Source organism: Paenibacillus sp. FSL H8-0261 (assembly GCF_045040645.1).
In the GTDB taxonomy this organism is placed as follows: Bacteria; Bacillota; Bacilli; order Paenibacillales; family Paenibacillaceae; genus Paenibacillus_AQ.
In genome coordinates this window covers 4,624,300-4,645,091 of the sequence record NZ_CP150297.1, presented here as the reverse complement: position 1 = coordinate 4,645,091, position 20,792 = coordinate 4,624,300, and the positions used below count along the sequence as shown (strand labels likewise).

Genomic DNA, 20,792 nt, shown 5'->3' with positions numbered 1-20,792 from the left:
TACTATGTGTCATACAGTATTCGATCTATACTATGCATCATACACTATTGTCGTTCCAACATCAATTGAATAAAAAAATCTTCTAAGAAATAAATAAGGAAATTTTTCTATTTTGTGAAGCAGTTTGATTAAAAGGAGGTTGTGAAATGATTCCATTTTTTAGTGACAGACCGAATGCTTCTACATGGGAGGTAGTTAAACCGGTTCATAAGGGTTGGTCAAAGGGAAGTTACTAATATGCTGAGCCGAGCGGAGAGTGTTCTGGAGTGGTATGATGATTTTCATATTCCGAAGTGGTATTTGGCAAGCGTGTAGGATTTCTACTGAGCTTGACTCCTCGTCAGTTTACTAGTATACTCATATTAACAAATCAAATAACACATAAAATAAACAAACGATGGACGTGACCAAATGAGAAACAATGGATTCACTGAAGATAACCAATTAAGCTTATTGATCTGGTTGCGGCTGGTTAGGGTATATGAGAATAGTAACGATCTTTCCAATGAATTCTTGAAGCAATTTAATTTAACAGTTAATCAATTCGATACCTTGGTACAAATATTATTACATCAGCCTGTAACACAGATGGAAATTGCCGAGCATCTAACCATTACTAAAGGTGGGGTATCCCATATGCTTGGCAGATTAGAGAAAGAAGGATGGATTGAACGTAAACAGGATTGGAAAGTGAAGTACATTACTTTAACGGAAAAGGGCCAAACACTTATTGAGAAGGTACTGCCCTTGCAATCGGATTTCCAAGCCTCGTTATTCGATCCACTGACAGATGAGGAGAAGAAAGTGTTTTACAGCATGCTTAAAAAGATTCATCGCCATAGCCAAGATGAGAATCGACTCCCGCGAGGTGTTCAGTAGTGTCGCAAAAGCTTTATTGATAATAAAGCTTACTTTTTTCCTTATCAGTATACTAGTAAACCTAAATTCGATAAAATTCATTAGGAGGTTTTTAAAATGAAACAACAACCTATAAACGGACAACATCATGTGTCTATGCTTACTAAGGACGCTAAACAAAACTTATGGTTTTATACAGAGGTACTGGGACTGAGACTTGTAAAGAAAACGGTCAATCAAGATGATCCATCCATGTACCATCTATTTTATGGAAATCGTAATGGTGCTCCTGGAACCGAAGTATCTTTCTTTGAAATGCCAAATGCAGGTCAGACCCGCAAAGGGACGAACAGTATTAGCTCTTTCTCCCTTCTTGTTCCTAGCGATGAAGCCTTGTCATATTGGGCTAGTCGATTAGATTCTTTTGAAGTTCCTCATGAAGCGATTGTAAGTATCGGGGAACGTAAGTCGCTTACTTTTTATGATAGAGATGAATTGACGGTCCATTTAGTATCGGCTGAAAAAGATAACGGTATCGAGCTAGTTGAGCCGTGGATTACAGAAGACATCCCTCCAAAGTATGCCATCGTTGGGTTAGGACCCGTTGAATTGACTGTACGTGAGGCTGGCCGCACAAAGACGGTTTTGGAAGATATCTTGGGCTATACACAAGTTCGGACAGTACCATCGATGGGTGATTCCAAGATTATGGTAGATATATATGAAACGGGGAAGGGTGGTTTATACACCGAGCTCCAGGTCAAAGAAGTAAATGACAAAGATCGGGAGAGACCGGGTAAAGGGAGCATCCATCATGTGGCTATAAGAGTGAAGGATATCGAAGAACTAACCGAATGGGCCGCCAAGATCACTGCTGCAGGCTTTAAAAATACAGGGGTCATTGATCGTTATTACTTCCATTCCTTGTATTTCCGGGATCCGAACCATATTCTTTTTGAGCTTGCTACAGATGGCCCGGGATTTGAGATTGATGAAACTTTTGACGCGCTAGGAGAGAGTTTGACCTTACCTTCATTTCTGGAAGAACGTCGTGAAGAGATTGAATCGAAGCTTCATCCTATCCGCTAAACCTAATACAACTATGAAAAGAGGACATAATCATGATGGAACAATATAGAATCGATGAGAAAAAAGGGTTGGAGCTAGGTTTATACACGTTAGGTGATCACACCACAGACGCCTTAACAGGCGAAGCAATTAGTGAACGACAACGGATTCAAGAGATCGTAGCGGCTGCCAAATTAGCTGAGGATGCTGGATTAGATGTATTTGGAGTAGGCGAGAGTCATCAACCTAAATTCATTACCTCAGCTGCCTCGGTTGTCCTTGGAGCCATTGCAAATGCAACCGAACGTATAAAGCTTGTCAGTTCAGCAACTGTACTAAGTACAGCAGATCCTGTACGTGTATATGAGGACTTTGCAACATTGGATTTGTTATCAGGCGGTAGAGCAGAGATTGTTGCTGGACGTGGATCGCGTCTCGGGGCCTATGAACTTTTTGGTTATGACGTAAGAGATTATGAAGAATTGTTCGAAGAGAAAATTGAATTGCTCATGAAAATAAATGAGTCCGATCACATAACGTGGGAAGGGAAATTCCGCCCTGCATTAAATGATATGGAAATCTTCCCTAAGCCCTTAAATGGAAAGTTGCCAATTTGGCGAGCGGTTGGGGGACCTCCAGCAAGTGCAATTAAGGCGGGAAGAATGGGGATCCCGATGATGCTGACCACCCTTGGTGGCCCGTCATCTGCCTTTAAGGGTTCTGTAGACGCGTATCGTATGGTTGCTGCAGAGTCAGGGTTTAATCCAGCAGACCTTCCCATCAGCACAACTTCTTTAATGTATATTGATCCGGACTCACAAAAAGCATTCCGCGATTATTATCCATATATCAATCACTTGATGAAAGAGCTTCGTGGGTCTTACTATCCGAAAGAACAATTTGCGGAAGCGATGAGTGTGAGAAATGCACTGCTCGTGGGAAGCCCGCAACAAATTGTGGAGAAGATCCTCTATCAACATGAGATGTATGGCCATAATCGTTTTCTAGCTCAGATTGATGTCGGTGGGTTACCTTATGCTCAAGTGGAACAAATGATTGACCTGTTCGCATCTGAAGTAGCACCAGCCGTAAGACGTGCTACAGCTAAGAAATAAGAAAGAGGGGATAGTATGAAGATCATTGGGATTTCAGGATCCATTGTTGGATCGAAGACTAGAATTGCTGTACAGCAAGCACTTAACAACATCACAGAAAAGCATCCGGATTTCGACGTAGAACTAATTGATCTAGGAGATTATAAGCTGGAATTTAGTGATGGACGCAGCTACATGGATTATACAGGTGATACCAAAGTTGTTCTGAAGAAAATCATGGCGGCCGACGCGTATATCATTGGCACCCCAGTTTTTCAAGCTTCGATTCCAGGAACACTTAAGAATCTATTTGATTTACTCCCGGTTAATGGGTTTAAGGATAAAGTTATCGGTATTGTAGTAACTGCAGGTTCTTCAAAACATTACTTAGTGGCAGAACAACAACTGAAACCGATCCTCTCTTATATGAGAGCGGTGGTGGTTCCTAAGTATGTTTTTATTGAAGAGAAACAATATGACCGGAAAGTAATTGTGGATGATGAAATTATTTTTAGACTGAATCGACTAGCTAATGAATTGGTGAATACCACGAATGCGATGCAGCAAGTGAAACAAGCGGAAGAAGCAGCGTTTTTCTTTTAAAAAGAAGGGCTCTGGTTAAGAAAATACCTTCAGTCTGTAATATAAAAGGGTATTTTATCCCTAACGTTGTATTTCGTGCAACAGAATGGATCCAAAAGAAAGGGGATCTGAATTCTGTTGCATTTTTTACAATTAAATATAGGTTAAAACTCTTTTTTGAAGGTTTTCAGCAAATTCTAATGTACGAAGTGCAACAGAAACCTTTTTTTGAGGTCTGTATATGACTTTCTATTGCACATTATGCAATGGAATGGAGTTCATATTCTAATTTAATCTCGTATTTCAATAGAATCAATAGTAATATCGACATAGACATGAGCAAGAACTTAACCATTTTGTTAAATAACTGGAAGTATATAATTTGAGGATTCATTTCTGAAAAGGGGGAGTAGTGTGACGAATAACCTTATTGCAAATAGCAGGTTGTATAATCAAATGATTGCAGGCTCTTTACATCACACACCAGAGCAGGTCGTGAAAAAAATGGGGGCTATGCAAGCGCAGGACTATATGCAGGCGGTTTGGGCCATCGGACTACGTTCTCCTGCTACGAAATTAGCTGATATAGAGCGTGCAATCGCTGACCGTAAGATTATTCTTACTTGGACGCTGCGAGGTACGCTTCATTTCGTCCCAGCAGAAGATGTAAAATGGATGTTACAGCTCTCTGCACCGCGTTTAGTATCACAAACGAAGCGGCGAATGGCTGAGCTTGGACTTGATGATCAGACACTGGAGCGCTGTAGAGAAATTATTGTGGATGCTCTAAAGGGCGGGAAGCAAATGGATCGTTCGGTCCTACTTCAGCTAATAGAAGAGGAAGGCATCCACACGGGGAATCAACGCGGTTATTACATGCTCTGGAATAGTGCCTATCAAGGACTGATTTGTTTTGGTCCGATGAATGGTAAACAGCAAACGATTGTATTGTTAGAGGAATGGGTGCCAGATTGCCGAGAGTTATCTTACGAACAATCGTTGCAAGAACTCGCGTTGCGGTATTTTACAGCCCGTGGATTAGCGACCGTTCAGGACTTCGCTTGGTGGGCAGGCATAACCCTTACAGATGCCAGACGAGGGCTAGAATCTGTGAAAAAAGAACTTCAATCGACAGATATAAATGGCAGTGAGTATTGGATGTCTAACCATCGAGTAGTTTCAGCGGATGAAGAGTCAGGTATCTATTTACTTCCAGGTTTCGATGAGTACATTCTTGGTTATAAAGACCGGAGTGCTGTACTTGAACCTGAGACGGCTCCTTTAATTGTTCCTGGCAACAACGGTGTTTTCCTGCCTATGATTGTTGTTGGTGGCCAAGTTATAGGTACATGGAAACGTTCGATTAAGAAAAAAGGAATTGAGATAGTCATTCATCCATTTAGAGAACTTGGAAATGCTGAAGAAGCTGTGTTTAAAGCTGCTGAAAGATATGCTGCTTTTATTGACCTGCCGATACTGAAAATAAATGTATTTAGTTAATTAATGTACAAACCTTTCCAAGTGCCGTTTGGAATATCATGTTCTGAGAATCATAAGGTTTTTAGTGCAAATGAAATCCATAAGGTAAGATAAGAATTGATCCGGATAAGTCTTGATTCTGAATATAGAATGCAATCTGTAAGTTGTTGGATTTATGGTGATCAATAAGAATTAATCTATCATCTGTAATAATGAATGCATCACGGATCAACTTAAAGCCCATTTGAATTTCTTCCTGAGGCATAAGATAAGCTCCGTATTGACTCTTTAATTCTGGAATGGTTACCTCTGAATAGTTTCCCAATAAGCCGCCCAAAAAATTGCCCATTAAATTCCCTCCTGATTGTAGTTCCTAATTGTGGATGTAGGAGAAACTGTATTTAGTAAAAATCAAAAAGACTAACCAGAAAGTCTGGCTAGTCTTTTATGTTGTTCGATCTTTTTATTTCACTTTAATGCCCATGGCTTGCGCAACCTTAGTGAATACTTCGGTATTTTCGTATACTCCTGTAAACAACTGAGCGTTTTTGCCCATGGCCGTAATTGGAATATCCACTGCTGTATGACCTGAAGTTGTCCAGTCTACAACGAAATTCTGTTTAGAGTTAGCGATGGCAAACGGACCATCTTCTTTGGAAATGCCGTCACCTGATTCATCTTCAGCGTCTACGGCTTCAATAGAGAATCCACCTGTTTCATGGTCGGCGAGAACTAGGACAAGGGTATCCGGATTCTTTTTAGCGAAATCTTTGGCAATCTGTACGGACTTATCTAACTCTTGCCCCGCTTTAATCGTCATCTTGGCATTGTTTTGGTGTGCAAATTCGTCAGTACCCTCTTCTTCAACCATCAGGAAAAATCCTTTTTTATTTGCTGCAAGCGTGTCTATCGCTTTTTTCGTCATTTCAGGCAGGGATACAACCGGGTTGTAGATATCTCCTTCACCCTCTGGCTTTTGCTGGAACATTTCCTCATTTGCAAATAACCCGAGAAGCTTGCCGCTTTTCGCCTTTTGCATATCGGTTTTGTTCGTTACGTAGGAGTATCCAAGCTGTTTCGCTTTGTCTACAAGGTTCCCCTGCGTTCCTTTGCTCTTCTCTGAAGGATCTTCAGCTGGCTCATCTGCGAACTTACCTGGATTCCCAGCAGGATACCAGAAGTCTTCGCCTCCACCGAGAAGAACGTCAACTTTGCTCTTGGTCAGAAGCTGCAGAGCGATATCACTTTGTTTGGAGCGATCTTCAACATGAGCACCGAAGGCAGCGCCTGTAGCATCAGTAATTTGGCTGGTAGTTACAACGCCTGTAGATTTCCCTGCTGATTTTGCATATTCCATAATGGTTTGTACGGATTTTTTATCTGCATTCATCCCAATGGCACCGTTATAAGTCTTGATTCCGCTGGCATAGGCTGTGGCTGAAGCAGCTGAATCTGTAACAGGGACAGTGGAGCTTGTATGAATTAGTCCAGCATATGGCATAGAATCCATCGCTAGATTTTCTTTTTCACCTACTGTAGCTAGGCGGATGGCATTGCGCTGGGCAGTACCCATTCCGTCACCGACAAACAGAATCACATTTCTTGTGTTTGATGAAGCTGCATTGGCCTGATTTGGTGCTTGTGTAGTGACTACGTTGGAAACGAAGAGAGCAGTTGCTGCAGTCGCTACAATTGCCGTCTTAACGCCGTACTTTTTCGGTGATTTCATAATTTCCCTCCTAATGTATGTTTACAACCTCATAGTATAGTAATTACATTAAGAGAATGTTTTCGGATATTGTAAAAAGTGTAAATTGTAGCGTGCTTGAAAGGATAGGATTTACAGCAGGTAAGATTTCAAAACAAAATATATCTAGGTGTATTATTACAATATTGAATATATTCATTTCCGAATACAGATTTTAAATGCTGTTCTTCCTGAAGAATAAGTAAATGAATGGCTACAATGTTAAGAAAGAATATAATTAGTGTTAATGAATTTGGATACATAAGATACAATCCAACAAACATGAGATCAAAACCGACAAATGCGGCGTTTCTACTAAATTTATATATACCGTGCGTGATGAGTTTTGTTACAGTAGACTTATCAATCCCAACTCTCCACGAAGTACGCATGGCAATCATTGCTTGTATGAAAATGGAACATCCGAGGGCTACTACACCAACACCGATAAAGTGAATCGCCGGATGATTAAAATGTTCTCCTACTAGTGTAACTATGTATGACTCCGCTAAGGAAAATGTAAACCACGCTGCTCCCCACACAAAAGTAGTAGTCTTAACGAACAGCTCGGTATAATGGATCATAGATCGTTTATTTCCTTTAGCTAATACGTTTCCTTTAATATGGTTCTTTTTGTAAAGTATAAGGAGCTTCAAAAGGTAAGAAATAAGGAATATGGAGAAAAGAATTAGGGATAGGATATTTTTTAGATTATTCATTGTAATTTCCTCCTCACTAATACATATGAATGATTGCTCATATGTTTGCTTATATCTTATTTCCTGATGCTGTGCATGTCAACTAAATATTGATTTAGGGGGATAATGTGAAAACGTCAACGTATAAAAGATGGTGGTTAGGGGTCCTGATTATTGCGGCTATTGCATTAGTAAGTACTAGAATCGGAATGCTGGTCAAGCCATCGGGGTTGTCAACATATACTTCAAAAGAGTATAAGGTCACTTTGAAGTATCCCTCCGAGTGGGTAGTGGATCCAGAATATGCTGAGAGGTATCAGGGGGACGACGGATTTTTTCAATTATCCGCTATTTCTGGAGAGGGGTTATCCATCGATGAAGTAGCAAACAAGGATGCATTTCATCAACTGAAGCCTTATGGCTCTGATCCACAAATCATTGAACTGACACTAGAGGGGTTAAAAGCGGAAGAGAAAGCACGATTGATTGTGCCTTCTGCTGATCAGGAAGAGGAATGGAATCAACAGGCTGCTATTATTTTGAAATATCCAGAAGCGGTGAAAATAGGAGATTCTTTGTACAATTATTTTATTTTATGGGCGGATATAAAACATGTGGAGGACATAGGTCAGACTGTTCGATTTACTGGAAAACCGTAAAGTGTTTGCACACGAAGAAAGTCTGCTGGCTTAATTACCGGTATTTCTAGGAAATATTCCAACTGCCATTTTTGTGTTTTTTGAGCTTGACGACTCGTGGGATTATCCCATGGGGGGTACACTCTTAGTGCTCTTTTGCCACCTTCACCTTTATTGGATAATATATCTTGTTTACCTAGCACAGCTTTTGGAAATACAAATTGACCAAAGTGACTCTCATTGCGTGTACTTATAACGAAGAGATCAGCAGGATCTGATATATCATAGGGTTGGATGGGGCCATCTCCAATTCTCTCCCATAACGTGACAAACTGCCCGATCTTTGTAGGTGTGATTTTTGCAACACGGAATCTAATGGATAGCGCGTTTAAATTAAATATATACGCCCCATAATCAGCATTGTGTGGTTCATGAATGAGGTCAGAGCAATCAAGATTGCACGGGTTATATACAAGCTCTTGGGTAGCAAGCAGATCACTATGAATGATACCTGAAAAGCTGTGATTCTTAAATTTCATCTGTTCAAATCTCCCGGTTGAGTTCCTTAGAAACTCCTAATGTTCTCTATCTTAATGCAAGAATAGGGAGTTCACAACCGTGAACAGAGCACCTTTCCCTTGAGACTGGAGGTAGTCGTATGAAATCCATACATAAATTAATTGAAATTTTTAAGCTGAGTGTTTTGAATATAGAGTCTGTTCCAGAGTCGTTTAGTTCTGAAGTGTATAAACTTACTCTTAATAATCTAGACAACGTATACGTGAAAATTCCATACAACAGGGATAAACTGGTTCGCGAATTTGAGATGCTTGAAAGACTAAAGGGTGTTATACCTGTTCCAAAAGTATTGGATTTCTGGGACGGAGATAATAGAAGTGTCGGTGCATTGCTTCTCTCCGCTATAGATGGGGTGCCTTGTACGAGTAACATTGATCAGAGTCTGGCGTTTCAAATCGGTAATTATCATGCCATGCTTCATGAAGTTACCATGCCAGCGTATGGATGTTATGGATCCGATGGTTTTCAGATGGTAGAGAACAATAGCTGGAGATTATACCTGAAAAATAATTTTGAAAAGTGGAAAGAACCTTGTAAGGAACTCCTTCATCCTGATTTATTTGAGAAATGTATTACTCACTTTGATAGCGTATATTCGGCGTTACCTGAACCTGATGGGCCTTGTGTTGTTCATATGGATTTTCGACCAGGCAATATATTAATAAAAGATAATCGAGTCGTTGGTATAATTGATTACGAGAGCGCTCGTGGTGGTTCCTCTGAAATTGATTTTACAAAAATAAACCGATACGTCTGGGAAGTGAACCCGCTAACACGGCTCCCTTATGTGCAAGGCTACGAATCGGTTCGTCCTTTACTTGATCTGGAAGCTATAATACCGTTTTATAGTTTTTATGATGCTTTTAGTGCGGTAGTTTGGTGTAAAACCAGAGGGATTGAGAACAATAAGGCATTTCTTCAGGAAAGTATAGAGGTATTGCAAAGATCTATAGAAGGAATGAGTTGATGGAAAAAAATGTGAAATGACTTTATTGCATACTCGGGAAGTGCTGTGCTTGCTTTATTGAATAATCCTATGCTTGGTAACGCTAGACTTAGAATGTTCAGATGCGGTTATGAAGGAAGTATTTGAATTTCAAGGAAAAGAAAAGTAAATAAATAGAAGTGAAATGTTTAATCATATGGGGGAGTAGAAGATTTGGAAATAAAAAATAAACAAGTTGAACAACGGTATTGTCCTTTATGTAAAGAATTAAATCATTGTGGTGCTAATAGGGGTGATTGTTGGTGTTTTCATACGGAAATTCCTGCAGAACTACTAGAAAGGGTGCCTTTGGAACTGAGAGGTAAAGCCTGTATCTGTCAAAGATGCGTAGAGGCGTTTAAAAAACATTAAATTGAAATTTAACTAACTCAAGACGAAAACAGTAATTATATTGTGTATACTTAAATAGTAATATAAAAAAACATATGGGGGACACAGATGAGAAAGCCTATAATTGCAGTTGATATGGATGACACGATATGCCATCTAGTCAAACGAGCTATATACCATAACAACAATGATTTCCCCACTCATGTACTGAAGTACGAGGAAATGCTTGATTGGAATACGGATCATTTACGTCATCCAGATTGTACACAAGATGTATTCTATGGGCGGCCTGGTTTATATGAGGAGCTTGAATTATTCGACGAGCATGTTGTAGGTGAAATGGAGAAGCTGCACAATGCTTATGATGTTATTATTGTTACGGCGGCCCAGCCCAATGCAGTTGTTGAAAAATGGAACTGGCTGCAGAAGCATATGCCGTTTATTCCCATCGAAAATTTCTTCCCATGCAAACGAAAGAATCTTATTAATTATGATCTTCTGATCGATGACGGGGTTCACAACTTGGTTCCTGCATTGCAGGACGGAAGGAAAGTACTCTGTATTCCGCATCCATGGAATTTGAGAGCCCGTGAACAATATGGATTTCCATTATTGACCTCCTGGGAAGGTGCGAAAGAGAAGATTGATCAGATTTTTGAAAATTCAAGAGACTAGCTGATTTGAGGAGAGTTGCTCATATAGAGCAATTCTCTTTTTTTATGCTTTTTAGATTTTTTTGCCTATTTTTTTCGTGACTACTTCATCTGTCGTAGTAATTATGGTATACTGCAACTACTACGACAGATGAAGTAATCATAGGGGGTACCATTTTTGATCAGCAGTGATGTTATACGTGGTTACAATGATACGATGATCCTCTACATGCTGCTCGATGGGGAATCCTACGGGTACGAGATTTCTAAGAATATCAGGCAGCTAACTCAGGAGAAGTATGTCATGAAGGAGACAACACTGTATTCCGCCTTTACCCGGCTGGAGAAGAACGGGTACATTGAATCCGTTTATCTGGATGAGAGTCTTGGCAAGCGGCGCACATATTACCGGATTACCCCGCTGGGTCTCGCCTATTACCGAGAAAAATGTGAGGAATGGAAGGTTACGCAGGAAGTTGTAAACCAATTTATCAAGGAGTGGTGATAGTGCATGGAGACGATCATAGTATATCTGGATAATATGTTTGCGGGTCTGCCGAAGACTCCGGAACTGGAGCATTTAAAGCAGGAGCTGCTGTCCGGGATGGAAGATAAGTACCTGGAGCTGAAGCGGGATGGCAAGTCTGAGAATGAGGCGATCGGTATCGTTATTTCGGAATTCGGCAATATTGAGGAGCTGACTGCTGAGCTAGGCATCCGTCCAGCCGGACAGGAGAAGACTGTGCCCATGCTTAGTGAAGAAGAGGTTTATGCTTATGCGGCTGCTAAACGTAGCTCTGGATTATGGACCGGTCTCGGTGTTTTTCTCTGCGCATGCGGGGTGGCGCTGTTGATTACTCTTAGTACATTGTTTGAAAATAATGCTGATATGGCTGATAAAGGTTCGATGCTGGGGATGGTCGGAATGTTCGTGCTGGTCGCTGTGGCCGTTGGGATGTTCATTTATAGCGGCATGAAACTCGAGCGCTTCGAAAGTCTAGAGCAAGGCTTTCAGCTACCTTATGCGCTCAAAACGGCGCTTCAGCGCAGTCAAGCCCTTTATGCTCCGACTTATCGCCTTGCTTTGATTGTGGGCGTCTGTCTTTGTGTGCTGTCGCCGACCTTTATCTTCGCAACTTCTTATGTCAACGATGACTATGCTCCATATGGAGTCGCTGCTTTTCTTTTTATTGCGGCTGTGGCGGTGTTTCTATTCATCTATTACGGGAATATTCAGGGAACTTATACGAAATTGCTGGAGGAGCCGAACATCACTGCAGAGAAGCAGGAAGAGAACCGATTTGTTGGAGTTGTTGGGGCTGTGTTGTGGCCTTTGGCGACGGCGATTTTTCTGTTTACGGGCTTTGTCTATGGGCGATGGGACGTTAACTGGGCTGTATTCCCAATTGCTGGCATCCTGTCCGGTATGTTCAGCAATGTGTATCATATTCTAAAGCGCAAAAAAGTCTCCTGATTATGCTGACTGCACATTAAGGTAACCTCATCCTTTGGAGGTTACCTTTTTTCTTTTGTCCAATTTGCTGGAACATCATTGACATGATGTATTAAATGTATTTAAATGGAATAGACCGACGGTCGGTCTATAAAAAGGAGGACTCAGAATAAATGAGAATTTCCAAAGAAGCGGAAGAACGCAGAAATGAAATATTAGATAAGGCAGAAATGCTTTTTTTTACGAAAGGTTATGCGAGAACTACAGTGAACGACATCTTGCAGGAGATCGGGATTGCCAAGGGCACGTTCTACTATTATTTCAAGTCGAAGGAGGAGGTTATGGAAGCAGTGGTCACACGATTCATCGATGCTGGAGTAGACGTTGCGAAGATCATTGCTGCTGATTCAAAGCTCTCCGTACATGAAAAGCTACTACAAATCATAATGGCACAGAAACCTGATTCGGAGAGAAAAGGTCACATGATTGAACAGTTTCATCAAGCTGAGAATGCACTAATCCATCAGAAAAGCTTGGCTGAAACTATTTTGAAGCTAACACCTGTGTTGACAGAGGTGATTGAGCAGGGAATCGAGGAGAGCTTGTTCCACTGTCCTTATCCTAAAGAAACGATGGAATTTCTGTTGGTTGCCTCACAATTTTTATTGGATGAAGGGATTTTCAAGTGGCAGCCGGAAGAGATCATTCTCAAAATTCAGAGCTTTATTTATATTATGGAGACTTCGTTGGGAGCTGAAAAAGGAAGCTTTTCCTACGTAACGCAAATGTTTGAGTAAGGTCCGTGCAGGGAGGATGAATGAGACGTAGGGGAGAGATCGTCAATGCTGCTACAAATTGTGAAAAAAGATTTTCAAAGAAATAAAATTATAACGATCGTCTTATTTATTTTTATGATGTTATCGGCGTTGCTTGCTGCTTGTGCTTCTCAAGTCATTATGGAATTGTCCGGTTCTTTAAGCCATTTGCTGGATAAATCAAAGGCTCCCCATTTTGTTCAAATGCATTCTGGTCCAATAGATAACGCAGGTATTCAAAAATTCGCCTCTACAAATCCACTTGTTAAGAATCAACAGACGGTAGAAATGCTAAGGATAGATGGCTCGCAGATTGTCTTGGGTAACAGCAATAAGTCGGAAGAGAACAGCGTAATGGATATAGGTTTTGTTAAGCAGAACCCATCATTTGATTTGCTGCTGAATTTAGAGAATCAAGTGATTAGGGTAGCTGAAGGAGAAATCGCAGTTCCTATTTATTATATGAAGCAGAATGATCTGAAGATTGGTGATCAGGTTACCCTTTCCAATGGACAGTTAGATCAAAAATTTATGGTTACGGATTTTGTTCGAGACATCCAAATGAATCCAGCTATTGTTAGCTCTAAGCGCTTTGTCGTAAATGACACGGATTATAATGTACTTAAGAAGAACCATGGAGAAGTTGAGTACTTAATTGAATTTCAAATCACCGATTTAAGTAGACTTAGCGAGTTCCGGAATACCTATCAATCCTCAGATATGCCCGCTAAAGGACCAATGATAGACTATCCTTTATTTAAGACGCTGAATGCGCTGACAGATGGGATTATTGCAGTTGTCATTATTTTGGTAAGTATCCTTCTTATGATTATTGCCGTCCTATGTTTAAGGTTTACGATGATTGCGACTTTAGAGGAGGATTATAGAGAGATTGGCGTCATGAAAGCAATTGGGATCTCACAGCGAGATATTAGAAGGATCTATTTGGCAAAATATATGGTTATGGCAGCATGCGCTTCACTGCTAGGATATTTATTATCTTTGGGTGTGGTGCGATTGTTTACAGCGAATATCACATTGTATTTGGGGACTGCTCCGAAAACGATCCTTCAGCCTATTGTTCCAGTCTTAGCGGTCGGTTTGATCTTCGGGATGATTGTGTTCTTTTGCAGAGTTATTCTTAGAAGGTTTAATCGTATAACAGTAGTAGACGCTTTAAGGTCAGGGACTGTGGGAGAGTTGAAAGGCAATAAAAGTAGAATGGTGCTGAGTAAGCGCAGGCATATAAATGTGAATGTTTTTCTTGGCCTAAAGGATGTTTATGGACGCTTCACCATGTTTGGATTGTTATTCTTCGTATTTGTGATCTGTCTGTTTATCATTCTTGTACCAGTAAATATATTGAATACCCTTCAGTCTCCTCGGTTTATTTCTTATATGGGTGTAGGTCAGAGTGACATGAGAATAGATTTGCAGCCATCTGATCAAATAGAGAAGCGATTTAATGAAATGATAACGACGCTAAATAAGGACTCCGAAATAGCTAAATTCTCACCATTAATTACTTCTCGATTTAAAGTGCTAGGCAGCGATGGCGTATGGGAGAATATCAATGTTGAAACAGGAGATTTCTCTATTTTTCCGCTCACCTATATTAACGGAGGAATCCCTGAAAGTGGGGATGAGATTGCCCTTTCTGATCTGAATGCCAAGGAATGGAACAAAAGGGTAGGGGATAGCGTTCTTTTGGAGGTAGATGGCACTTCGAAAAAATTGACGGTTAGCGGGATCTACCAAGATATAACGAATGGAGGTCGAACTGCAAAAGCCCGATTACCGTATGACCCGAAGTCCGTGCTATGGTATATCGTAGCTTTAGATGTGAATCCGAATGTTTCCGTTCAGGAGAAAATGGATCAATATGCAAAGTTATTTTATCCAGCCAAAGTTACTCATCTAGAAAGCTATTTATCTCAGACGCTCGGGAATACGATTCGCCAATTAAAGCTGGTCACTGGCTTATCCATTGCTATCTCGATATCAATTTCAGTATTGATTACAGCTTTATTTCTAAAAATGCTGCTAGCGAAGGACGTCTCGCAAATTGCAATTTTGAGAAGCATTGGCTTTACGTTAGAAGATATTCGAAAGCAATATCAGGTAAGGCTGCTACTGGTTTCTGGTCTTGGAATCATTCTCGGAACCTTTGCAGCTAATACCATCGGTCAAAAATTCACTCAATTACTCGGATCCTTTATGGGAGCATCCCAAATACAGTTTGTAGTTAATCCGGTAATAGCTTATCTTGTTCTCCCTCTTTTTTTCATGCTCATTGTAGCACTCACAACCGTAGTAAGCACGATATCGATGAAGAAATCCAATTTATCTAAACTGATTGTCGAATGAGGGTGAGGTGGTAGTATGTTCATATTAGAGACGAAGGGTTTAAATAAAACCTTTGTAACCGGGCAAGGAACCCCGCAGACGGTATTAAAAGATGTTCATCTACAGGTATCAAAGGGAGAATTCGTAGCTATAATGGGGCCTTCTGGCTCAGGGAAATCAACATTGCTCTATACGATCAGCGGCATGGACCGGATGACTTCAGGAAGTGTTGTTTTTAAAGGGCAGGACATCAGTGGTCTTTCTGAGAGTGAATTAGCTGAACTGCGTTTAAATCAAATGGGATTTATTTTTCAGCAGATGCATCTTTTAAAAAACCTGACTATTCGGGACAATATCATCTTATCCGCTTATCGAGCTAAAATCGTTAGTCGTAGAACCATCAATAACAGAGCCGCTGAGTTAATGAAAAAAACCGGAATCTCCGCACTCGCTGAACGTGATATTACACAAGTATCGGGTGGACAACTGCAAAGAGCAGCGATCTGCAGGTCAATCATCAATGAGCCTGATATTCTATTTGGTGATGAACCAACAGGTGCACTGAACTCTAAAGCTGCTAGTGAAATTATGGAGATATTAATAGATATTAATCAGACGGGTACAACGATTCTACTGGCTACGCATGATGCGAAAGTCGCTGCTCAGGCAGAACGTGTCCTGTATATGCTGGATGGCAGCATAGCTTCTGAGCAATGGCTTGGTAAATTCAATCGCATAAATGGGGACTTAAAAGAGCGGGAAGAGAAGTTGTCGGCTTGGTTATTGAAGTTGGGATTCTGATTGATAGGAAAGGGATACATAACATGGGAAATCTGAATTATAACTTAAATTTCGAAATGCTATGTGCAAAATACGGGTTAGGTCATTTAAAAGATGAACCAGAACAGGTAACAGGTGGTCTTCTACACAGAATGTATCGTCTACAAACGGACAAAGCGCTCTATGCAGTGAAAGCTCTAAATCCTCAAATTATGCATCGGGATACAGCCATGAACAACTATACTCTTTCTGAAAAGGTTTCAAATATGGCTTATCAAAATGGGATAAATGCAGTACCAGCTATCGTGTCCAAAGATAGTTTTATGCATGAATTCGAGGGTCAATTCTATTTATTATTTCCATGGGTCGAAGGTAAGGCATTGTCATCAGGAGGTATTAATATAGGGTGTTGTAAAAAGATTGGCGAAAACCTTGCTAAAATTCATAAGATCGATTTCGCTACACTTCTTGATCATCATCCTAATGAAAATCTTGAGGCAGTAAATACATCCACTGTTCGTTGGAATGAATATGCACTAAAAGCAAAACAGGATGGTTTGGAATGGTCTAGCTTGCTATTAGATAACCTGAACCAAATAAATCATTGGGAACAACTTGTAGATTCTTCAGCGGAACAATTATTGAATCATATGGTTATCAGCCATCGGGATTTAGATCAAAAAAATGTACTATGGGATGAGCATCAGATACCCATTATTATTGACTGGGAAGCAGCAGGACCTATCCATCCAACCCAAGAGCTAATAGATGTAGCCCTTTATTGGTCAGGCTTTGAATCGGGAAGTGTAAGCAAAGATGCTTTCTGCACGCTTATTAGTACCTATCGGGAGCAAGGTGGCGAGATTTATGCTAACTGGTCCGACGTGCTAAACTATGGTTTTCATGGGAAGCTAGAATGGTTAGCTTATAATATCAGACGATCACTCGGACTGGAGAGTACAGATGATGCGGAGCGAGAGCTTGGAACCCGTGAAGTAATAAATATAATCACTGCTTTAAATGACTATGATCACTTTATTCCTCAGTGTATCGAATGGTGTAACCAAGACTACTAAAGGAGAACTTATATATGAATGTAGTAAACGCTACTATGGAGGATATAAGAGGATGGCTGGAGCTGGCGGCAGAGGTGGAGTCCCTTTTTGGGCCGATGGTAGATGATCCGAATTTCACTCTAGCGTTAGAAAAAAATATCAGGCGACAAAGCGCTTTTTGTGTACGAGAAAACAATGGTTCGCCAGGTTCAAGATTACTTGGAGCTGTGTTATTCTCTTCATCCAATGCCCCTAATTACAAGATTGGGTGGTTATCTGTTTCAGCCATAGAGAGAAATAAAGGAGTTGCGACAGCCCTTCTTAACAATATTCTCGAAAGTATCGAAACCCCAGCAGAGATATTCGTTACTACATTTGGTGAGGATCATCCAGAGGGTCAACCTGCTAGAAGATTTTATCAGAAGTTTGGTTTCTTTCCTATGCAGGATGGGGTTCCAAATGGCCTCGAAGGTGGCTCAAGACAAAATTTCAAGCTGACGATCGCTCACAAGGATTCATTATGAAAAAAATAATTTATTTATCGGTGATTTCATTTTTCTTGCTAGCGATTTCTTTCAGCCCATTGTTCAACTATATCCGTGAGTATATGATTTCAGATCAAATCAATCAGCGTTATGAGATCAACCATGCTGAGAAAGGGTATAACACGTTAAACGTTCAAGAACTAACGGTTGATGATAAGCATATTAAGATCCAAGAAGAAAATACAGGCAGGAAAGCAGAATTGACCCTTTGGGATGAAGAGGAGAGTGTCCCACCTGGTGATATTGTGAAAGTTCAGTTTTTATTAAATGGTCAAAAAATCTCAACTCCTGATGAAATATGGTTGTCTAATCGGGAACGAGGAAGCAGATATTTCTCATGGATAGATATCCTTACTGTTACGGATCGAAAGACTGGCGAGAAAGAAATTAATATAGTCCAAAGACTTACAGATGATAGTCAGCCGATGGAAAAGAGAAAATGGAAAATAATCACGATCTCACATGATGGCAGTATAGAAGAAAAGGTGCTGAGTTATGCTCAAAGAAGTGACAATCATCTAGGGGTGAAGCTTATCGAGTTCTCGGGTACATCACTTATGGGTATGGGCTACTATTCGGATATTACTAAAAGTTATCCAAGTGTATTTTTCCCTCTAATTTATCCATTTTTAACAGGTGTCGTGGGAATCTTCTTATTGATCATTATAGTTGTTCAATTACTGATCGAGCTTCATAATAGGCGCGTTATTAGGAAAAATGGGCGATAACGGTCATAAGATATGTTCTAAAATTACTTATAATTTCGAATCACCTTTAACTTGGTCAAGGTTAATAAAGCAAACAGTAGTAGCAGGACTCCGATGGAACCCATGACAGGGGCTGGACTGAAGTGATCGGACAGGAATGAAACAGCTGTAAGACCAAGTGAGGGTGCTACACTCATAATGGAGCCTAATACACCGAAGACTCTACCTTGTATATCCTCCGAAACTTCCAGTCTGAGGATTGTATTTATCAGCAATGTACAGAATGAGAACATAAAGCCAATTAGAAGAATGATGGGAATGGCTAAGGCAGCAGTAGTGACGAACGATAGCAGGAGGTACAGGGGACCCAGACATAGCAGTCCAGTCATGATAAAGAAGCCGCGATTCTTTAATTTAGAGCCGAGAAACAAGATCATGCTGGAACCAATCATATAACCTAGAGGAATACAGGCTTCCATGAGTCCAAACTGAAAGGGACTAGAATTCCATACTTTGACGGCCATAACTTGCGTTAGCATCAGTGAAGGCATAAAGAACAAAGTGAGCGTAGGAAGCATGATGATTATTGCTCGGGCGAAGGGGTATCTCCAAATATAACGAACGCCATCCGCAAGATCCTGTGTGAATTTTCTTTCTTCTTTAGGTCCGGTATTCACTCGGTTTGGGAGTGGAAGGGAGCGGACAGCAAGAACTAGTAGAAAGGAAACGAAAAATGTAGCTCCATCAAATAATATGGCATCTGCCGCTCCAAAACTTGCTACAAAAATACCTCCAGCCGAATACCCAATCGTCCTACAGATGTTCTCCGACAGGTTCAGAATCCCGACTGCTTTTTGCACATGTTCTTTTCCAACTACAGTGGTAATTGAAGCTTGATACGCAGGGGATTGGAATAATGCTGAGACTGTCGTAAGTCCCGTTAATATGGCCACGATAATGAATGATGTAGAAGACATGGAAATGGTCAGAGCAAGCGTAACTGCTAGACCGCAGCTTATCAAATCAGTGATTAACATAATGGTTCTGCGATTGATCCTGTCTGCGAGTGTGCCTCCTATCGATCCGAGTAAAGAACTGAGCAATAGATTGATTATCGTAATAATGGCAATCATTTTAGCGCTTCCGGTCGTCTGAAGTACCCATAAACTTAAAGCAATGCTGTGAAAGGTATTTCCAAACAAAGAAATGGAATAGGAGCTGAGTAGCAACATAAATCTCCGGTTTCCCCAAAGGGTTGGATAGGATTGAGCGGTGGTGGATGCATGTTTTGCTAATACAGGATCTGTCATAGGTAACTCTCCTCTCGACTTAAACGTTTAAGTGAATATCGAAAAAAAATTAATCAACAAAATAACGATTATTCTCTTGTTTGGAGTAGTCAGGACGATGTAATAACTCCTGCATTAGTTCAAAAGCAGTGGCTGATTTATCCCCAGTGAATATGAATTTCTGAACGTCTTCTCCAAGCATTTCTGGGCAATTACAGGTACATAGAACAGAAAGACGTGCGAATACCCCGGATTTTTCAACACAACTTCCAATAAACTCATTAATAACTATGGCCTCTTTGTAGATCCCCTCCGATAAGATTGTATTCAATTCTTCCATATTTTGAACTTTGAATATTGCTTTCTCAGGTAAAGGAAGACTATCTTGGATAAAGTTAGTGAGCAGGGAGTTATTGAAGCTCTCCATAATTAAACAAACCTGTGAAAGATCCTCCGGCATTACCTTCCGTAGAGCTGAACGATAATTGTAAAGAACTTGCTTAAACAGCTTATCTTCAATCATGCTGTCGATCAAAATCAAGGGGATACCTTCTACAAAATGTTTGGAAATCGAATAGAAGGATTCATCGTGCACATCGATCAGAAAGACGGCTTCGAGCTTTCTTTCAACGATGATATTCAGAGAAGGATGGTCAGTACCAAGAGAATATAGCAGCGTATGATATCCGGCATCCGTTAAACGCTGTTCCAAAGCACGAATAAAGGTGAACTGGGCATAGAGTTTCCAAGGTGGCATATAAGCAGAATTATGGACAAGTACCCCTACTAATCCCGTTTTTTTATTGGCAAGCGAACGGGCTGCTAGATTAGGAATGTAATGAAGTTCTTCGGCAAGTGACAGAATTTGATTGCGGGTCTTCTCAGGAATGGTTTGGTTATCGACGCGGTTCAGAACATAGCTTACAGTCGCAACGGAGACATTAGCTTGTAGCGCGATGTCTTTCATTGTAGTCTTTTTCACCAGTAAACTTCTCCCTTGCTGAGATATTTATTTCCAAATATTATCATTAACACTTGAAAAGAGTCAACGATTGACTTTATACCAAGAA

The 20,792-nt window shown here is 40.5% G+C and carries 23 protein-coding genes; 17 read left to right on the top strand and 6 right to left on the bottom strand.

Features of this window, described 5'->3' with window-relative positions; all coding sequences use genetic code 11:
* Positions 1-411: 411 nt before the first annotated feature.
* From MHI27_RS20675 to MHI27_RS20655, 5 genes are all read left to right on the top strand, one after another.
* The gene (locus MHI27_RS20675; RefSeq protein WP_042189900.1) at positions 412-879 is read left to right on the top strand and encodes a MarR family winged helix-turn-helix transcriptional regulator; all 468 of its coding nucleotides are present in this window, start codon (positions 412-414) and stop codon (positions 877-879) included.
* Between the two features lie 96 nt (positions 880-975).
* Positions 976-1,947 (top strand): ring-cleaving dioxygenase, encoded by a 972-nt coding sequence (locus MHI27_RS20670; RefSeq protein WP_341124600.1) that lies wholly within the window; start codon positions 976-978, stop codon positions 1,945-1,947.
* Positions 1,948-1,982: 35 nt separating this feature from the next.
* Positions 1,983-3,041 (top strand): LLM class flavin-dependent oxidoreductase, encoded by a 1,059-nt coding sequence (locus MHI27_RS20665; protein ID WP_405176774.1) that lies wholly within the window; start codon positions 1,983-1,985, stop codon positions 3,039-3,041.
* A gap of 15 nt (positions 3,042-3,056) precedes the next feature.
* On the top strand, positions 3,057-3,623 hold the full coding sequence (locus tag MHI27_RS20660; protein ID WP_405174617.1) for an NADPH-dependent FMN reductase: 567 nt from the start codon (positions 3,057-3,059) through the stop codon (positions 3,621-3,623).
* Positions 3,624-4,016: 393 nt separating this feature from the next.
* On the top strand, positions 4,017-5,102 hold the full coding sequence (locus tag MHI27_RS20655) for a winged helix DNA-binding domain-containing protein (RefSeq protein ID WP_405174616.1): 1,086 nt from the start codon (positions 4,017-4,019) through the stop codon (positions 5,100-5,102).
* Positions 5,103-5,163: 61 nt separating this feature from the next.
* Here the strand turns inward: MHI27_RS20655 and MHI27_RS20650 are convergent, their stop codons facing one another.
* From MHI27_RS20650 to MHI27_RS20640, 3 genes are all read right to left on the bottom strand, one after another.
* Positions 5,164-5,430 carry a PH domain-containing protein gene (locus tag MHI27_RS20650; protein WP_405174615.1) on the bottom strand — a complete coding sequence of 89 codons (267 nt, stop codon included), beginning with the start codon at positions 5,428-5,430 and terminating at the stop codon, positions 5,164-5,166.
* Between the two features lie 114 nt (positions 5,431-5,544).
* Complete coding sequence (locus tag MHI27_RS20645; protein ID WP_405174614.1) at positions 5,545-6,810, bottom strand: alkaline phosphatase; 1,266 nt, start codon at positions 6,808-6,810, stop codon at positions 5,545-5,547.
* 128 nt (positions 6,811-6,938) lie between these two features.
* Entirely contained in the window at positions 6,939-7,547 is a 609-nt protein-coding gene (locus tag MHI27_RS20640) for a methyltransferase family protein (protein ID WP_405174613.1), read from the bottom strand.
* Between the two features lie 107 nt (positions 7,548-7,654).
* Between MHI27_RS20640 and MHI27_RS20635 the strand changes: the two genes are divergently transcribed.
* A complete protein-coding gene (locus tag MHI27_RS20635; protein ID WP_405174612.1) occupies positions 7,655-8,185 on the top strand; it encodes a peptidase M56 in 531 nt (176 codons plus the stop codon).
* Here the strand turns inward: MHI27_RS20635 and MHI27_RS20630 are convergent.
* A complete protein-coding gene (locus tag MHI27_RS20630; RefSeq protein ID WP_405174611.1) occupies positions 8,155-8,703 on the bottom strand; it encodes a MepB family protein in 549 nt (182 codons plus the stop codon). The genes MHI27_RS20635 and MHI27_RS20630 overlap by 31 nt on opposite strands.
* Positions 8,704-8,822: 119 nt before the next feature.
* On the opposite strand from MHI27_RS20630, the gene MHI27_RS20625 reads away from it, so the two are divergent.
* From MHI27_RS20625 to MHI27_RS20575, 11 genes are all read left to right on the top strand, one after another.
* Positions 8,823-9,710, top strand: coding sequence for a phosphotransferase family protein (locus MHI27_RS20625; protein ID WP_405174610.1), 888 nt, complete (start codon positions 8,823-8,825; stop codon positions 9,708-9,710).
* 192 nt (positions 9,711-9,902) lie between these two features.
* Positions 9,903-10,100 (top strand): cysteine-rich CWC family protein, encoded by a 198-nt coding sequence (locus tag MHI27_RS20620; protein ID WP_405174609.1) that lies wholly within the window; start codon positions 9,903-9,905, stop codon positions 10,098-10,100.
* Positions 10,101-10,187: 87 nt separating this feature from the next.
* Entirely contained in the window at positions 10,188-10,754 is a 567-nt protein-coding gene (locus MHI27_RS20615; protein WP_042189883.1) for a 5' nucleotidase, NT5C type, read from the top strand.
* Between the two features lie 156 nt (positions 10,755-10,910).
* Positions 10,911-11,237 carry a PadR family transcriptional regulator gene (locus MHI27_RS20610; protein WP_405174608.1) on the top strand — a complete coding sequence of 109 codons (327 nt, stop codon included), beginning with the start codon at positions 10,911-10,913 and terminating at the stop codon, positions 11,235-11,237.
* A 6-nt stretch (positions 11,238-11,243) separates the two neighbouring features.
* Positions 11,244-12,206, top strand: coding sequence for a permease prefix domain 1-containing protein (locus MHI27_RS20605; protein WP_405174607.1), 963 nt, complete (start codon positions 11,244-11,246; stop codon positions 12,204-12,206).
* Positions 12,207-12,358: 152 nt separating this feature from the next.
* A complete protein-coding gene (locus tag MHI27_RS20600) occupies positions 12,359-12,982 on the top strand; it encodes a TetR/AcrR family transcriptional regulator (protein ID WP_405174606.1) in 624 nt (207 codons plus the stop codon).
* Positions 12,983-13,027: 45 nt separating this feature from the next.
* Positions 13,028-15,367: an FtsX-like permease family protein gene (locus MHI27_RS20595; RefSeq protein WP_405174605.1), complete on the top strand. Its 2,340-nt coding sequence runs from the start codon at positions 13,028-13,030 to the stop codon at positions 15,365-15,367.
* Positions 15,368-15,382: 15 nt separating this feature from the next.
* The gene (locus MHI27_RS20590; protein WP_042189875.1) at positions 15,383-16,147 is read left to right on the top strand and encodes an ABC transporter ATP-binding protein; all 765 of its coding nucleotides are present in this window, start codon (positions 15,383-15,385) and stop codon (positions 16,145-16,147) included.
* Positions 16,148-16,170: 23 nt separating this feature from the next.
* Positions 16,171-17,202: an aminoglycoside phosphotransferase family protein gene (locus MHI27_RS20585; protein WP_405174604.1), complete on the top strand. Its 1,032-nt coding sequence runs from the start codon at positions 16,171-16,173 to the stop codon at positions 17,200-17,202.
* A 14-nt stretch (positions 17,203-17,216) separates the two neighbouring features.
* The gene (locus MHI27_RS20580) at positions 17,217-17,705 is read left to right on the top strand and encodes a GNAT family N-acetyltransferase (protein ID WP_149646921.1); all 489 of its coding nucleotides are present in this window, start codon (positions 17,217-17,219) and stop codon (positions 17,703-17,705) included.
* The gene (locus MHI27_RS20575; protein ID WP_405174603.1) at positions 17,702-18,454 is read left to right on the top strand and encodes a hypothetical protein; all 753 of its coding nucleotides are present in this window, start codon (positions 17,702-17,704) and stop codon (positions 18,452-18,454) included. Before MHI27_RS20580 ends, MHI27_RS20575 begins: the two co-directional genes overlap by 4 nt.
* Positions 18,455-18,477: 23 nt before the next feature.
* Here the strand turns inward: MHI27_RS20575 and MHI27_RS20570 are convergent, their stop codons facing one another.
* The gene (locus MHI27_RS20570) at positions 18,478-19,743 is read right to left on the bottom strand and encodes an MFS transporter (RefSeq protein WP_405174602.1); all 1,266 of its coding nucleotides are present in this window, start codon (positions 19,741-19,743) and stop codon (positions 18,478-18,480) included.
* A gap of 49 nt (positions 19,744-19,792) precedes the next feature.
* Positions 19,793-20,704 carry a LacI family DNA-binding transcriptional regulator gene (locus tag MHI27_RS20565; protein ID WP_076286597.1) on the bottom strand — a complete coding sequence of 304 codons (912 nt, stop codon included), beginning with the start codon at positions 20,702-20,704 and terminating at the stop codon, positions 19,793-19,795.
* Between the last annotated feature and the right edge of the window lie 88 nt (positions 20,705-20,792).

Excerpts from the sequence above, each read along its gene's own strand:
- MHI27_RS20580 (WP_149646921.1), top strand. The coding sequence starts at position 17,217 with ATGAATGTAGTAAACGCTACTATGGAGGATATAAGAGGATGGCTGGAG.
- MHI27_RS20645 (WP_405174614.1), bottom strand. The coding sequence starts at position 6,810 with ATGAAATCACCGAAAAAGTACGGCGTTAAGACGGCAATTGTAGCGACT.
- MHI27_RS20585 (WP_405174604.1), top strand. The coding sequence starts at position 16,171 with ATGGGAAATCTGAATTATAACTTAAATTTCGAAATGCTATGTGCAAAA.
- MHI27_RS20575 (WP_405174603.1), top strand. The coding sequence starts at position 17,702 with ATGAAAAAAATAATTTATTTATCGGTGATTTCATTTTTCTTGCTAGCG.
- MHI27_RS20570 (WP_405174602.1), bottom strand. The coding sequence starts at position 19,743 with ATGACAGATCCTGTATTAGCAAAACATGCATCCACCACCGCTCAATCC.
- MHI27_RS20605 (WP_405174607.1), top strand. The coding sequence starts at position 11,244 with ATGGAGACGATCATAGTATATCTGGATAATATGTTTGCGGGTCTGCCG.
- MHI27_RS20675 (WP_042189900.1), top strand. The coding sequence starts at position 412 with ATGAGAAACAATGGATTCACTGAAGATAACCAATTAAGCTTATTGATC.
- MHI27_RS20595 (WP_405174605.1), top strand. The coding sequence starts at position 13,028 with ATGCTGCTACAAATTGTGAAAAAAGATTTTCAAAGAAATAAAATTATA.
- MHI27_RS20630 (WP_405174611.1), bottom strand. The coding sequence starts at position 8,703 with ATGAAATTTAAGAATCACAGCTTTTCAGGTATCATTCATAGTGATCTG.
- MHI27_RS20670 (WP_341124600.1), top strand. The coding sequence starts at position 976 with ATGAAACAACAACCTATAAACGGACAACATCATGTGTCTATGCTTACT.
- MHI27_RS20650 (WP_405174615.1), bottom strand. The coding sequence starts at position 5,430 with ATGGGCAATTTTTTGGGCGGCTTATTGGGAAACTATTCAGAGGTAACC.
- MHI27_RS20640 (WP_405174613.1), bottom strand. The coding sequence starts at position 7,547 with ATGAATAATCTAAAAAATATCCTATCCCTAATTCTTTTCTCCATATTC.
- MHI27_RS20660 (WP_405174617.1), top strand. The coding sequence starts at position 3,057 with ATGAAGATCATTGGGATTTCAGGATCCATTGTTGGATCGAAGACTAGA.
- MHI27_RS20615 (WP_042189883.1), top strand. The coding sequence starts at position 10,188 with ATGAGAAAGCCTATAATTGCAGTTGATATGGATGACACGATATGCCAT.
- MHI27_RS20590 (WP_042189875.1), top strand. The coding sequence starts at position 15,383 with ATGTTCATATTAGAGACGAAGGGTTTAAATAAAACCTTTGTAACCGGG.
- MHI27_RS20665 (WP_405176774.1), top strand. The coding sequence starts at position 1,983 with ATGGAACAATATAGAATCGATGAGAAAAAAGGGTTGGAGCTAGGTTTA.
- MHI27_RS20625 (WP_405174610.1), top strand. The coding sequence starts at position 8,823 with ATGAAATCCATACATAAATTAATTGAAATTTTTAAGCTGAGTGTTTTG.
- MHI27_RS20600 (WP_405174606.1), top strand. The coding sequence starts at position 12,359 with ATGAGAATTTCCAAAGAAGCGGAAGAACGCAGAAATGAAATATTAGAT.